This window comes from Arthrobacter sp. ISL-72 (genome assembly GCF_018613755.1).
In the GTDB taxonomy this organism is placed as follows: Bacteria; Actinomycetota; Actinomycetes; order Actinomycetales; family Micrococcaceae; genus Arthrobacter.
Map to the genome: position 1 here is coordinate 477,817 of NZ_JAGGPP010000008.1, position 15,086 is coordinate 492,902.

Consider the following 15,086-nt stretch of genomic DNA (forward strand, 5'->3'; position numbering starts at 1 on the left):
AAACCCGTCACCAGCCTGCCGGCAAAACTACCGATGATCATTGCGTTAACTTCTTGACTACAACGGTGCAGATGGTGCACTCTTCATTCCATGCCCTCAACACCGCGCTCAACGAGGAGCCGAACCAAAAACCCGGGTTCACAGTCCGCATTGAGGCACCTGAACCAGCAACGGATCATCGAGTGCCTTTTGAACGGTCCGTCCACCCAGGCTGAACTCGCACGGCAGACGGGCCTGTCCACGGCCACGGTCTCCAACATCGTCAAAATCATGCAGGACGCCGGGCTGGCGTCCACGGAACCGATCACCAGCTCAGGCCGCCGGGCGCTGAACGTCAGGCTCAACAGCAACGGGGCCGTTGCTGTCGGGATCGACTTCGGCCGCCGGCACCTCCGGGTGGTCCTGGCGACACTGAGCTACCACATCATCGCCGAGGAATCGGTACTGCTGCCGCTGGGCCACCACGCGGACGAAGGCATTCATGCCGCCGTCGAACTCCTTGCCAAACTGCTGGCGGAAAGCGGCGTGGAACGCAGCGCGGTGGTGGGTGCCGGCGTCGGAATCCCCGGCCCGATCGACCGCCGCACAGGCACTGTGGCGCAGGGTGCCATCCTCCCCGAATGGGTCGGCATCAACATCCTCCAGCACCTCGAGGACACGCTGAATTTCCCCGTCTTTGTGGACAACGACGCCAATCTCGGGGCCTTGTCCGAAGTCACCTGGGGACCCCACAGCGGCATCAGCAACCTGATGTTCATGAAGATCGGTTCGGGCATCGGCGCCGGCCTGATCCTGAATGGCGCCCCGTACTACGGCCACGTGGGCATCACCGGCGAAATCGGCCACGCGACCATCCACGAACACGGCCTCATCTGCCGCTGCGGAAACAGGGGGTGCCTGGAAACCATCGCCTCCACCACCACCATGGTCGAGCTCCTCGGCCGCGGCGAGGAGAAGCCGCTGAGCGCTGAAGACATTGTCCGCAAGGCGCTTCAGCGGGACTCGGCCACCCTTCGGGTTGTGGATGATGCGGGTCTGGCAGTGGGCCGCGCCCTGGGCAACGTGGCCAACCTCATCAACCCCGAGGTCATTGTCGTCGGCGGTCCGCTGGCGGGCCTGGGCGACCTGCTGCTGGACCCGATCCGGCGGGGACTTGTACGCCATGCGGTACCCGTCATCGGCGAGACCACCACCCTGACGATGTCCTCGCTGGGTGACCGCGCCGAGGCTCTGGGGGCGGCGGCACTCGTCTTCCAGCACGCAGGGATCCGTAGATCCTGATCGTTTCGTTATCTGGCCGTTGCGTTAAAGACTTGACGACAAGGGTTGTGATCCAGTTTACTTTTTCATCAGACGGCCCTGCGGTTTGCGGGGCGGACAACGAAGTCATGCATTGGAGGCGTAAGGGCAAATGACGTCCCAGACCACGCAAAGCGATCCGATCCTTCTCGAGATGCGCTCCATCACCAAGGAATTCCCCGGCGTTAAAGCCTTGTCCGAGGTGAGCCTTCGGGTGAAGGCCGGCGAGATCCACGCAATCTGTGGTGAGAACGGCGCCGGCAAGTCCACCCTCATGAAAGTCCTGTCCGGCGTGTATCCGTACGGCAGCTATTCGGGAGACATCGTCTACCAGAACGAGGTCCAGCAGTTCAAGGACATCCGCGCCAGCGAGCACGCCGGCATCGTGATCATCCACCAGGAGCTCGCGCTCATCCCCGAGCTCTCCATCACGGAGAACATCTTCCTGGGCAATGAGCCCACCAAACGGGGCGTGATCGACTGGGCCGAGGCCCGGACCCGCTCCAGGGAGCTGCTGGCCAGGGTGGGCCTGCGCGACGACCCCGACACTCCCATCAAGGAAATCGGCGTCGGCAAGCAGCAGCTGGTGGAAATCGCCAAGGCCCTGAGCAAGTCCGTGAAGCTGCTGATCCTGGATGAGCCTACGGCCGCCCTGAACGAATCCGATTCCCAACACCTGCTGGACCTCATGCTGGGGCTCAAGGGCCGCGGCATCACGTCCATCATCATTTCCCACAAGCTTAACGAGATCGAGCAGATCGCGGACTCCATCACCATCATCCGTGACGGCAAGTCCATCGAGACCCTCGATGTGAAGGCCGAAGGGGTTGACGAGGACCGCATCATCAAGGGAATGGTTGGCCGGACGTTGGAATCGCGCTTCCCGGATCACGAGCCCAAGATTGGCGATGTGTTCTTCGAGGTCAAGGACTGGAACGTGGGCCACCCGCAAATCCAGGATCGGATGGTCTGCAAGAACTCCAACTTCTTCGTCCGCCGCGGCGAGATTGTGGGTTTCGCCGGGCTCATGGGCGCAGGCCGCACTGAGCTCGCCCGGTCCGTGTTCGGCCGTTCCTACGGACGTTTCATCTCGGGGCGCATCTACAAAGAGGGCAAGGAGATCACCCTCCGCAGTGTGCGCCAGGCGATCGACGCCGGCCTCGGGTACGTCACGGAGGACCGGAAGTCCCTGGGGCTGAACCTCCTGGACGACATCAAGACCACCACCGTTGCGGCCAACCTGAAGAAGATAAGCAAGCGCAACGTAGTGGACCTCAACAAGGAGTTCACCGTAGCGGAGCAGTACCGCAAGTCCCTCCGCACCAAGACGCCGTCAGTGGAAGAAGGCGTCGCCAAGCTTTCGGGCGGCAACCAGCAGAAGGTGGTCCTGGCAAAGTGGATGTTCACCGACCCCGATCTGCTGATTCTTGACGAACCCACCCGCGGCATCGACGTGGGCGCCAAATACGAGATCTACGGCATCATCCAGCAGCTGGCCAACCAAGGCAAGGGAGTGATCGTGATTTCCTCCGAGCTGCCCGAACTGCTGGGCCTCTCCGACCGCATCTACACCATCTTCGAAGGCGCCATCACCGGCGTCCTGGACAAGGATGACGCCAGCCAGGAAAGCCTGATGAAACTCATGACATCCGACCGTAAGACCGCCGCCTGACCCTCTGGATATGTCCAGAACCTTCCAGACACAAGGACCGAAACAATGAACGCGCTCAAGAAGCTCTTTGGCGGCAATACCCGCCAATTCGGCATGATCTTCGCCCTGGTTGCCCTGATCGTCTTTTTCCAGATTTTCACTGAGGGCCGCACGCTCACACCGGGCAACGTCATCAACCTCTTCAACGGCAACTCCTACATTCTGATCCTGGCCATCGGTATGGTCCTGGTGATCATCGCCGGCCATATCGACCTCTCCGTCGGCTCCGTGGCCGCCTTCGTAGGCGTCGCCGTCGCCCTGGCCATCCGAGACTGGGGCATCCCCTGGTACGCCGGTGTGCTGCTTGGCCTGGCCTTGGGAGCGCTGATCGGGGCCTGGCAAGGGTTCTGGACCGCCTACGTGGGCATCCCCGCCTTCATCGTGACACTCGCCGGCATGCTGCTGTTCCGCGGCTTCAACCAGTTCGTCGGCAAGTCCAACACCATCCCCGTCCCCAACGATTTCCAGTACCTCGGATCCGGCTACCTCCCCGAAGTAGGACCCAGCACCGGGTACAACAACCTCACCCTGCTCCTGGGCCTGCTGGCCGTGGCCTTCGTGATCTTCAGCGAAGTACGCTCACGCCGCCGGGCCATCGCGCTCGGCGCCGAAGTCCCCGAAGCCTGGGTGATGATCCTCAAACTGGTCCTGATCTGTGGCGCCATCCTCTACGCCACCTACCTGTTCGCCACCGGCCGCCCGGGCACCTCCTTCCCCATCCCCGGCCTGATCCTGGCTGTGCTGGTTTTGATCTACGGCTTCATCGCCTCCAAGACCATCGTGGGCCGCCACATTTACGCCGTGGGCGGCAACCGGCACGCCGCCGAGCTCTCCGGCGTCCAGTCCAAGAAGGTCAACTTCCTGGTCATGATGAACATGTCCATCCTGGCCGGCCTGGCAGGCATGATCTTCGTGGGCCGCTCCACCGCTTCCGGCCCGTTCGACGGCGTGGGCTGGGAACTGGACGCCATCGCGGCCGTGTTCATCGGCGGCGCCGCCGTGACTGGCGGCGTGGGGACCGTGATTGGCTCGATCGTCGGCGGCCTGGTCATGGCCGTGCTGAACAACGGCCTGCAGCTCCTCGGCGTCGGCGCCGACCTCACCCAGATCATTAAGGGCCTGGTGCTCCTGATCGCCGTCGCCTTTGACGTCTACAACAAGACCCAGGGCAAGAAATCGATCATCGGCATGATGATGAAGAACTTCGGCCGCACCAGCACCGAGCTCCAGCCGGACGAGACCACAGCCACCAAGGAAGTCATCCGCAAGGAAGCCTGAGCGCTGCCACACATTTCTCCGCACACCATCTATAGAAAGCGAACCAAGAAATGCGAATGATTGGTAAAGCAGGAAAGGCAGCAGCAATAGCTGCCATCGCGGCACTGGCGCTGACGGCCTGCGGCCGCGCCGAATCCCCCACCCCCGGAGGAACCGCCGGAGGCGAGGCGTTCCCCAAGGACTCCTCGATCGGCGTCGCGCTCCCCCAGAAGACCAGCGAAAACTGGGTGCTGGCCGAGAAGCTGTTCAATGACGGCCTGAACGGAGCTGGCTTCAAGGCTGACGTGCAATTCGCCAACGCTGGCGTGTCCGAGCAGCAGAACCAGATCAGCGCCATGGTCACCAAGGGTGCCAAGGTCATCATCGTCGGTGCCATCGACGGCGCCCAACTGGGCACGCAGCTCAAGCAGGCCAAGGACGCCGGCGCGACGATCATCGCCTACGACCGCCTGCTCCTGAACACGGAGAACGTGGACTACTACGTGGCCTACGACAACTTCAAGGTGGGTGAACTCCAGGGCCAGGCGCTGCTGGAAGGACTCAAGGCCAAGAAGGCGTCCGGTCCCTACAACATCGAACTGTTCGCAGGTTCCCCCGACGATGCCAACGCGAGGGTCTTCTTCGACGGCGCCATGAGTGTACTAAAGCCGAAGATCGACGACGGCACCCTCAAGGTGCTTTCCGGCCAGACGTCCTTCGAACAGGCCGTAACCCAGGCTTGGAAGAGCGAAAACGCCCAGAGGCGCGCCGATACCCTCCTCGCGGGCAGCTACGGCTCGGCCTCCCTGGACGGTGTGCTGTCCCCGAATGACCTTCTGGCCCGCGCAATCATGACCTCTGTCAAGGCCGCAGGCAAGCCGGTTCCGGTCATCACGGGTCAGGACTCCGAGGTTGAGTCAGTCAAGTCCATCATGGCCGGCGAGCAGTACTCCACCATCAACAAGGACACCCGCAAGCTCGTTGAGCACGCGATCACCATGGTCAAGGACATCCAGGCCGGCAAGACCCCCGAGATCAACGACGACAAGTCCTACAACAACAAGGTCAAGACCGTTCCGGCCTACCTGCTGGAGCCGGTCATCGTCACGAGCGCCAACGTCAAGACGGCCTACGTCGACGATCCGGTACTCGGACCGATCACCAAGTAGTCCGCGCTTAGGCGCCTGCAAGCCGGGAGCCCCGGCCCGCCCGAGGAGGGCGGGCCGGGGCTTTTCGTTTGGTGCTTGACGTGAATACCCCCCAGGGGTATATCTTGAGGCATGCAAGATCACGCAAACCATCACGTCCACCACCCGATGTCAAACAGCGGGGACGGCGACCACACCGTACACACGCACGGACAGCATGCCGGTCACAGCACTGCCATGTTCAAGGACCGGTTCTGGCTGGCCCTGGCCCTGTCCGTGCCCGTGGTCTATTTCAGCCCGATGGTGGGTCACCTGCTGAACTACCACGTTCCGGTGTTCCCGGGATCGGTTTGGATTCCGCCGGCGCTGGGGACGGTGATTTTCTTGTACGGCGGCCAGCCGTTCCTGGCCGGTGGGCTGCGCGAACTGAAGAACCGCACACCCGGGATGATGCTGCTGATCGGCATGGCCATCACCGTCGCTTTTGCAGCATCCTGGGTGACAAGCCTGGGCATCGGCGGGTTCGACCTGGATTTCTGGTGGGAGCTTGCTTTGCTGGTGGCCATCATGCTGCTGGGCCACTGGATCGAAATGCGGGCGCTCGGGTCCGCGCAGGGCGCACTCGATGCGCTGGCTGCACTGCTGCCGGATGAGGCAGAGCGCATCACGGATGCCGGCACGGAGACAGTGAGTGTTGCCGATCTCCGCACCGGTGATCTTGTCCTGGTCCGCTCCGGTGCACGGATGCCCGCCGACGGAACCGTGATCGGCGGGCAAGCGGCCTTCGACGAGGCCATGATCACCGGCGAATCCAAGACCGTGCTCCGTGCTGAAGGAGATGCCGTAGTGGCCGGGACGGTGGCCACCGACAACACGGTCAGGGTGAGGGTTACCGCCGTCGGCGATGACACCGCATTGGCAGGCATCCAGCGGCTCGTCGCGGAGGCGCAAGCCTCGTCGTCGAAGGCGCAGGCGCTGGCGGACCGTGCCGCCGCGTTCCTCTTTTACTTCGCAGCTGGCGCCGGCGTTATTACGTTCGTCGCCTGGACGCTGATGGGGAGCGTGCCGGAGGCCGTCACGCGCACCGTGACCGTGCTGGTCATCGCCTGCCCGCACGCGTTGGGCTTGGCCATCCCGCTCGTCATCGCGATCTCCACCGAGCAGGCGGCCCGCGCCGGCGTGCTGATTAAGAACCGGATGGCGCTGGAGCGCATGCGGACCATCGACGTCGTGCTCTTCGACAAGACCGGCACCCTTACCAAGGGCGAACCGGAGCTCACCGGCGTCGTACCCGTCCAGGGCGGGAGCCGTGAGGAACTGCTGGCATTGGCCGCCGCCGTCGAGGCCGACAGCGAGCACCCCGTCGCCCGGGCAATCGTCGGCGCGGCCCGCGAACAGGGCTTGGACATCCCGCGGGCCACGGACTTCTCGGCCATGACCGGCCGCGGCGTCCGGGCCACCGTGGACGGGCGGAGCATCCACATCGGCGGACCTGCACTCCTGCGCGAACTCCGGGTTTCCGAGCCGGAATCGCTCAGCGAAGCCACCCGGACCTGGATCGACCGGGGCGCCGCCGTGCTCCACGTGGTGGACCAGGGCACCGTCCTGGGCGCGGTCAGCCTCGAAGATGCCATCCGGAAAGAATCCCGGCAGGCTGTCACTGCGTTGCAGCACCGGGGCATCAAGGTGGCCATGATCACCGGCGACGCACGCCAGGTGGCCCGCACCGTCGGGGCGGCGCTGAACATCGACGAAGTCTTCGCCGAGGTGCTCCCAGCGGACAAGGACAAGAAGGTCGCTGAACTGCAAGGACGCGGCATGAAGGTCGCGATGGTCGGCGACGGCGTCAACGACTCCCCCGCCCTGGCCAGGGCGGAGGTGGGCATCGCGATCGGCGCGGGCACCGACGTCGCGATGGAATCGGCCGGCGTTGTCCTGGCCGGCAACGACCCCCGTGCGGTGCTCTCCATGGTTGACCTCTCCCGTGCCAGCTACCGCAAGATGTGGCAGAACCTCATCTGGGCCACCGCGTACAACGTCCTGTCAGTTCCGCTGGCGGCGGGCGTCCTGGCCTTCGCCGGAGTGGTGCTGTCGCCTGCAGCCGGCGCCATCCTTATGTCCGCCTCCACCATCGTGGTCGCCTTGAACGCCCAGCTGCTGCGCCGGCTGAAACTGAACCCTCCCCAGGTACGTTGAAATCTGGGATGCAGCACTCGGCCGCGCCGGCAGCCCCGGTGGCGGGTAGCCTTGCACACAGAACGCCGGAAACGGATAGGAGGAACGAAATGGCCGTAAGATCCAGCGGCGATGCCCTGACGTTCCTCCGGATGGTTTCACGCCGTGCCGGCCTGCTGGGCCTTATCCTGGCGATCACTGTCGGGATCCTCGGGATGCACGTCCTCGCCGCAGACCACTCCTCCCACGGGGGACATGGGGCCATCTCCGCGCAGCCGAGCCATGCCTCCCGTGCAGATCACGAGGCGGATCACGAGGCTGATCACGGGGCTGCCTCCAGCCACCACCCGGCAGATGTGCCCACTGCGACGGCGGAGTCCTGCAGCTTGGGTGATTGCGCTGCAAGGCATGCGATGACCGTCTCCTGCACCCCCTCCGCGAAAAAGGCCTCGCTCACTGCCCCGCTGCCCGGAAGCACCACCATCATCGTTCCGCCCGGCTACCGCTTCGGCGGACCCGTCACCGGGGACTACTGGTATCTGCCCGGTACGCCTTCGCCCCTCGAACTTTCAATCAGTAGAACGTAAACCCGGGCTCCCGCCGTGAGCGGTTGCCGCAGTCATCTGTTCCGCGCAGTCACCCGTCCGGCGCTCAAAGCACGACGGCGTGCACACCGCGCACCTGAAACGCATCGCTGATGCGTGCCCCCTACGTTTTCGGCCGTCCGGCCGCTTGATCTTGAAGGACCTGATTTCGATGAACAAGAAGCTACTGACCCTTTCCACCGCCGCCGTCGCCGCCGCCCTTGCCCTGGCCGGATGCGCCCCAAGTTCCGGGAATGGCATTTCCGGCATGGACCACAGCAGCACCGCCCCGGCAAGCGGCACTGCCGGTTCCACTGACGGCAGCCCCACTGCGGCCGACGCGGAGCACAACGCAGCGGACACCATGTTTGCCCAGATGATGATCCCGCACCATGCCCAGGCTGTGGAGATGAGCGAGATGATGCTCAGCAAAGAGAACATCCCCGCCCCGGTGACCGAGCTGGCCACCAGGATCAAAAAGGCCCAGGCGCCGGAAATCGAGACGATGACCGCCTGGCTCACCAGCTGGAACGAACCCACCGAGGCCCCGACCGGACACGACATGGCCTCCCACAGCATGGCTTCCGGCATGGACGGCATGATGAGCGACGATGACCTGAAAAAGCTGGATGCGGCCCAGGGCACCGAAGCGGCCCGGCTCTTCCTCACCCAGATGATCGCCCACCACGAAGGGGCTGTGGTTATGGCGGAGACTGAAGGAACCGACGGGAAGAACCCCGACGCCGTCGCCCTGGCCAAGATCATTGCGAGCTCCCAGGAAAAGGAAATCCAGGAAATGAAGGAATTGCTGGCAGCCCTCTGACGCCCCGCGGGTGCCCCGCGGGGCACCCGCGCACCCGCTTCACAGCGCAAACATAGCTTCAGCCCGTCGTCCGCACAGCAGCGCGCACCACTGTGGGATCAGCAAGCCGGCCATCCCGTCCGGCCAGAGATCCTAGGAGTACCGTGAGCGTCCTCGCCCGAAGTGTAGGCAATGCCTTCAGAAACAAGGTCCGAACCGGGGCCGTGGTGGCAGTGTTGGCCGTGGCGATCGGCCTGGCCCTGTCCATGCTGGTGGCCAACCAGGCAGTCGCCGCCAAAGTCACCGAACTGAACGCATCCGTGGGCACCGTCCTGACCGTGAATCCGGCCGGCGGCCAGGGCTTCGAAGGCGGCGGCGAGCCGCTCACGGCCGAGCAGGCCGCCACCGCGGCCGCGGTGCAGAACGTCAGCTCCGTCGTCGGGACCAAGGCGCTGCGCCTCCGCAATGCCACTGCGGCCGCAGCGCAGGCCGCAGCCGGCACGCCGGCCGCCGGCCCCGGCGGGGGCCAGGGCGGACCCGCCGGGCAGAACACCACAACGCTGACCACCAGCCTCACCGCCGCCGTCGACGCCGGAACCCTCGGCAACCGCAACCAGGCCGCAGAAGGAACCACCGGCAGCACCGGCACCACCCAGCCGGTCCGCAGCCTGCCGATCACCGCCACTGGCATCGGCGCTGAGGTGGACAGCACGGGCAAGGCCTTGTCCATCACCGAAGGCACCGGCCTGGGCGGCTACGCCGCGGCATCAACCAACGCGCTCCTAGGCACCACACTCGCCGAAAAGAACGGCCTGAAGGTCGGCTCAACCTTCACCATCAATGACCAGACCTACACGGTTGCCGGCCTGTTCGACGCAGGCACCACCTTCGGCAACAACGCGCTGTACGTCACGCTTCCTGCCGCTCAGACGCTGGCCGAGCTGCCCGGCGAACTGTCCACGATGATCGTCACAATCAACACCCTCGAAAACGTCGATTCCACCAAGACCGCGCTGCAGTCCGCACTCGGCACCGACAAGGCCGACGTCACCCAGGGTCAGAACCTCGAAACCGCCGTCAGCTCGCTGGACAGCGTCAAGAACATCTCGTTCATCGCGTTCGTCGCGGCGCTGGGCACGGCTGGCCTGATCATCCTGCTGATCATGGTGATGCTGGTCCGCGAGCGCCGTCGTGAAATCGGTGTGCTCAAGGCGATCGGAGCCCCCAACCGCACCATCGGATTCCAGTTCGTCCTGGAGGCGCTGGTACTCGTTGCGCTCGGCAGTGTGGTTGGTGCCGCCGTCGCATCCTTCGCCAGCGGAGGCATCGCCTCCGCGCTGATCAGCTCCAACACCAGTACGACGACGACGGCAACCACCTGGCGCGGCATGCCCGGCGGGGCGGCCGGCTTCCCCGGGGGCGGCGCTGGTCTTCCCCAAGGGGGACCGTTCGGCGGGGCGTCCCAGCTGCTGACCACCGTCACCGCGAGCGCCTCCCCCGGCGTGATCGCCACCGGCATCGCCGCAGTGTTCGGGGTGGCCATCATCGGAGCGCTGGTCCCGGCGCTCCTGACAGCACGCATCCGTCCCATCGAAGTCCTCCGAGGAGAGTAGCCATGATCGAAGTCAAGAACCTCGTCCGCACCTTCAAGTCCGGCGACCGCACCATCAAACCCGTCAACGACGTCAGCTTCGAACTCGAACAGGGCACGCTTGCCTCGATCGTGGGCAAGAGCGGCAGCGGCAAGAGCACGCTCCTGTCCCTGCTCGGCGCACTGGACAAGCCCACCAGCGGAGACGTCGTCGTGAACGGTGTCAGCCTGGCCAGCATGCCGGACGGCAAGCTGACCGAGTACCGGCGCCGGGACATCGGCTTCGTGTTCCAGCAGTTCAACCTGATCCCGAACCTGTCGGCCGTGGACAATGTCATGCTGCCGATGGAGTTCGCCGGAATCCGCAAGGCCGTCCGGCTGGCACGGGCCAAGGAACTGCTGGAGCAGGTGCAGCTGGATCCCGAGAAGCACATCCGCCGCATCAACCGTCTGTCCGGGGGCGAGCAGCAGCGGGTGGCGATTGCCCGGGCACTGGCCAACGAGCCCAAGCTCATCCTGGCCGACGAGCCCACCGGCAACCTGGACGAGCAGACCGGGGAACACATCATCGAGCTCCTCAGTTCGCTTAGCCGCGACCACAACACCACCATCCTGGTGTCGACACATGACCGGCAGCTCGCCAACAAGACGGACCGGCGGTTCCGGCTGCAGCAGGGCCGCCTGACCGAAGATCCGGCCCGCACCCGGATCGCGGCAACAGCCCCGGCGTAGGCGGTCAGCATGGCGTAGGTAGAGGGCATGGCGTAGGCGGGAGCCGAGGGAGGGCAATTTCCAACCCTCTCTCAGCTCCTGCCGCTTTTTACGCGACGCTCCCTCACTTCCCGCCGGAATTTCCCAAACGCTCTCTCACCCGGATGAGAGGATGGCACAATGAGTGCCCCCATCGCGAAGCCGTGGCTGTTCAGCCAGTCCGATCAGGATCCCCGTTCCGCCACGGGAGCAACCCTGCGTTGGGGTGTGATTGCCACGGGTGCAATTGCCCGGGCAGTCGCGCAGGACCTCGTCCTGCTCGCCGACGCCGAGCTGTATGCGGTCAGCTCGCGGAGCCCGGATCTGGCTGACTCGTTCGCCGCCGAGTACGGCTTCGACAAAGCCTACGGTGATGACGACGGCGGGCGGGGCATTCACCGGCTGCTCGCCGACGACTCGGTGGACGTTGTGTATGTGGCAACGCCCCACGCCCAGCATTACGAAGTCGCCCTGGCCGCGTTGCAGGCAGGCAAGCACGTCCTGTGCGAAAAGGCGTTGACCATTAATGCGCGCGAGGCTGCAGAGCTCGTTGCCGTGGCGCGGTCAAAGAAGCTCTTTTTGATGGAGGCCATGTGGAGCCGGTTCCTGCCCAGCATGCAGCGGGCCTTCCAAATCGCGGGTTCCGGGGAACTCGGCACGGTTCAGTGGGTCACCGCAGACCTCGGATTTCCGGCGGTTTACTCCCCTACCGCCCGTCTCTGGGCCCGCGACGACGGGGGCGGCGCACTCCTTGATCTGACCGTTTACCCGTTGCTGTGGGCGCTGGGAACCTTGGGCCTGCCGCAGACGGTCAGTGCCACAGGCACTTTGAACGACGACGGCGTGGACGCACAGAATGCCTTGACCCTCGGATACCACCATGGTGCGCAGGCCCAGCTGACGTCGTCCCTCATGGCCTTCGGGCCGCGGGCCGCCACCGTTGCCGGCAGCCTTGGCTACCTCCGAACCATCGGGTCGGTCAATAATCCGAAGGAAATCCTGGTCAGAATCGGCATGGAAGAACCGCGGATTGAACGCTTCGATGTGGTTGGCCGCGGCTACACGTACGAGCTTCGCGAGGTCACCCGGTGCATCCAGCAGGGGCTCACCGAGAGCCCGGTAATGCCCCTCGAAGATTCCCTGAACGTGATGAGACTGTTCGACGGCGTCCGCGCGCAACTCGGTGTAACCTACCCGAATGATTCCCACTGACCCTCTCAAAGACGGCTCCGACGTCGGCGATCAATAATCCAGTTGCCGGAGTATTTACAGAAAACTCTGGACTCCCGCAATTGACCGTGGCTACGCTGTAGCCAATCGTCGATTTTTCGAGGAGCCCGTGGGGGGTGGTGCGCATGGAATCAGCACGACTCCCATGGCGCGCGCTCCGTCCCTTGCTCCTCGCGGGGGCAGCCGCATCCGTCTGGCTCGCATTGTCAGCTCCCGCGGCCAGTGCCGACTCGACCGCAGATCCGGGTTCCCTGCTGGGCGGCATTAGCTCGTCCGTTTCCTCAATTGCCGATAAAGCGGCTGCGCCCGTCGATGCCTTGGCCTCTGCGGTCAATGTTGCCGACCCGATCACGACGCCGGCACCTCCTGCCGCTGCACGTCCGGCCCAGCCAGCGGCTCCCGAACAGTTGGGCTTGCTTCAGCCAGCCACCACCATCACCCGCACCGGGGACCATCTCATCGAAGTTGTTCCCGTCGTAGCCCAGATAGTTCCTGCTGGCGCGGTCAACACAGTCACAACTCCGGTCGCCGCGGCCGCGGACACGATCGTGGCCGACGCTGCTGACGCCGTCATACCGGCTGCTGGCGACGCCGTCCCCGTTCTCGAACCGATCCTTGAGCCCGTCGAGGAAGTGCTGGCGGGCATCGATGCGCTCCCAATTCCGGAGAGCAAAGTCCTCGACCCAAGCCCTGCCGCTGTCCCGAATATTTCTACGTTCGACGGCGGTCTGACCACGGGCGTTGAACCAGCCGTAGGTGGGTCAGGCCAGGCTTCCCTCGTCACTTCCGGGCCGACGGTGGTGACGGAGTCCGCACAGCCGATGCACTCGGCCCGGACTGCACCAGCGCAATTATCCGCCCAACCGCATTCACCCGCGCCGCCAGGTGGGAGCCTTGAATCCCCTGGCAATGGGGAAGCTGCTCCGGTCCCCCACGATCCTCCGGCCGTGCCGGGGTCCGGTTCGGGTGGTGGCCAGTCTTCAGGCGGCGGCTCCGGCGGTTCCGCCTGGCTTTCAGTTTTCCACCTCGATACTCCGCTGACCGGAGTATTTTCCATCAGCGGCCCTCTTCAAAGCGCCCCTGCGCCGGTGTCGTTCGACCCCGGTTCATCTCCTGACTAGTTGGGCCTTACCTGCGCCTAGGCGCGGAAAACGGCCGTTCGGGCTGCCTTATGCGCCCAACAACAACTTCAGGAGAAATCACAATGCACACAAATATCCGCAGAGGGCTGCTCAGCACCCTCTTTGCCGGAGGGTTACTGGCTCTCGGCACAACGGCTGCCAACGCAGCGGACACATCAAGCGGGTCGGATGGTCTCTTATCCGGCACTACCGCTACGGTCTCAGCGGCAGTTGCCGCAAACTCGTCGTTGGGCCTACTGGGTGACTCAACGCCGGAAAACATCACGGCCGACGTCAACGCACTTGTCGACGTCAACCTCGGCACCGGCAACGGGACGGCGGCGTCCAACACGACCACCGCCGACGTCGATGCAGCCGTAGACGTCAACCTCGGCACCGGGACGACAGGAACGACCGCGACCGGAACCGATTCCGACACGGCAGCGGCTCTCGACGCAGCCGTGGACGTCAACCTCGGCAACGGAACCGGGACGGCAGGGTCTGACACGACCAATGCCGATCTCGCCGCGGCCGTAGACCTCGGCCTCGGCCTGGGCACGGGAACCACCGGAACGGACACCGCGGCAGCTCTCGACGCAGCCGTGAACGTCAACCTCGGCACCGCACCGGCAGCCACCGGCACCGACACCGCCGCAGCTCTCGACGCAGCCGTTGACCTCGGGCTCGGCCTCGGCAACGGGTCCGGGAACGGGACCGGAACCGGGACCGGGACGGCAGGGTCTGAAACGACCAATGCTGACCTCGCCGCAGCCGTAGACCTCGGCCTCGGCGTGGGCACGGGAACCACCGGCACAGGCACCAACACCACAGTGGATCTGGGTGTCGACCTGGCTACTGCTGGGTCAACCGATACGGGCACTGACACGGCAGTCGATCTTGGGACCGACCTGGGTGTCGGCCTGGGTATTGGTGGCGGTGCACCTACCACCGGTGGACCTTCGACCGGCGGCGGCACCGTCCCCGGCGGCACCGTTCCGGGCAGCACTGATCCAGGTTCAAACAACCTAGGCGGTCCTTCCAACGCCATCGTTCCCGGCGGTACGGTCCCCGGCACCGTCGCTACCGGTGGCTCTGTCCCCAGCGGCACCGATTCTGGCGCCGTCGTTACAGGGAGCACAGTGCCGGCCATGGGCAATGCCACTGGCACGGGCCTGAACACCTCGGCTGCAGCGCAGTCCGCTTCGACTGCCAACCCCGCGACGGCCGGCAACTCGCCGGCGCTCGCCAACACGGGAGCCAACGTCGAACTGTTGACCGCGGCCCTCCTTCTCCTCGCCGCCGGCATGATCATCATGCTGGTGCTCTCGCGGCGGAAGAAGGCCTAACCCGACTGCGGGCAGGGTGCCGGCCCCGCCGGCACCCTGCCCGCAAAGACTTGGAGCGCTTAGTGCTCTGGC

Annotated in this window: 12 protein-coding genes; all 12 read left to right on the forward strand. The window is 64.8% G+C overall.

Features of this window, described 5'->3' with window-relative positions:
• Window positions 1-90 precede the first annotated feature (90 nt).
• The 12 genes from J7I92_RS10195 to J7I92_RS10250 all read left to right on the forward strand — a co-directional run bounded on the left by J7I92_RS10195 (window position 91) and on the right by J7I92_RS10250 (window position 15,014).
• Window positions 91-1,281 carry an ROK family transcriptional regulator gene (locus tag J7I92_RS10195; RefSeq protein WP_214840064.1) on the forward strand — a complete coding sequence of 397 codons (1,191 nt, stop codon included), beginning with the start codon at window positions 91-93 and terminating at the stop codon, window positions 1,279-1,281.
• Between the two features lie 130 nt (window positions 1,282-1,411).
• Entirely contained in the window at window positions 1,412-2,971 is a 1,560-nt protein-coding gene (gene mmsA, locus J7I92_RS10200) for a multiple monosaccharide ABC transporter ATP-binding protein (RefSeq protein WP_214840066.1), read from the forward strand.
• 45 nt (window positions 2,972-3,016) lie between these two features.
• Window positions 3,017-4,288, forward strand: a complete 1,272-nt coding sequence (gene mmsB / locus J7I92_RS10205) for a multiple monosaccharide ABC transporter permease (RefSeq protein WP_214840068.1) — start codon at window positions 3,017-3,019, stop codon at window positions 4,286-4,288.
• Window positions 4,289-4,338: 50 nt separating this feature from the next.
• On the forward strand, window positions 4,339-5,436 hold the full coding sequence (locus tag J7I92_RS10210; RefSeq protein ID WP_214840070.1) for a sugar-binding protein: 1,098 nt from the start codon (window positions 4,339-4,341) through the stop codon (window positions 5,434-5,436).
• Window positions 5,437-5,547: 111 nt separating this feature from the next.
• On the forward strand, window positions 5,548-7,611 hold the full coding sequence (locus tag J7I92_RS10215) for a heavy metal translocating P-type ATPase (RefSeq protein WP_214840072.1): 2,064 nt from the start codon (window positions 5,548-5,550) through the stop codon (window positions 7,609-7,611).
• Window positions 7,612-7,700: 89 nt separating this feature from the next.
• Window positions 7,701-8,177, forward strand: coding sequence for a hypothetical protein (locus tag J7I92_RS10220; RefSeq protein WP_214840074.1), 477 nt, complete (start codon window positions 7,701-7,703; stop codon window positions 8,175-8,177).
• Between the two features lie 169 nt (window positions 8,178-8,346).
• Window positions 8,347-8,997 (forward strand): DUF305 domain-containing protein, encoded by a 651-nt coding sequence (locus J7I92_RS10225; RefSeq protein ID WP_214840076.1) that lies wholly within the window; start codon window positions 8,347-8,349, stop codon window positions 8,995-8,997.
• 143 nt (window positions 8,998-9,140) lie between these two features.
• Window positions 9,141-10,589 (forward strand): FtsX-like permease family protein, encoded by a 1,449-nt coding sequence (locus tag J7I92_RS10230; protein WP_214840078.1) that lies wholly within the window; start codon window positions 9,141-9,143, stop codon window positions 10,587-10,589.
• 2 nt (window positions 10,590-10,591) lie between these two features.
• A complete protein-coding gene (locus tag J7I92_RS10235) occupies window positions 10,592-11,299 on the forward strand; it encodes an ABC transporter ATP-binding protein (protein ID WP_214840080.1) in 708 nt (235 codons plus the stop codon).
• Window positions 11,300-11,458: 159 nt separating this feature from the next.
• Entirely contained in the window at window positions 11,459-12,529 is a 1,071-nt protein-coding gene (locus J7I92_RS10240; RefSeq protein ID WP_214840081.1) for a Gfo/Idh/MocA family protein, read from the forward strand.
• Between the two features lie 143 nt (window positions 12,530-12,672).
• Complete coding sequence (locus tag J7I92_RS10245) at window positions 12,673-13,668, forward strand: hypothetical protein (protein WP_214840083.1); 996 nt, start codon at window positions 12,673-12,675, stop codon at window positions 13,666-13,668.
• A gap of 83 nt (window positions 13,669-13,751) precedes the next feature.
• Window positions 13,752-15,014 (forward strand): hypothetical protein, encoded by a 1,263-nt coding sequence (locus J7I92_RS10250; RefSeq protein WP_214840085.1) that lies wholly within the window; start codon window positions 13,752-13,754, stop codon window positions 15,012-15,014.
• Window positions 15,015-15,086: the final 72 nt, after the last annotated feature.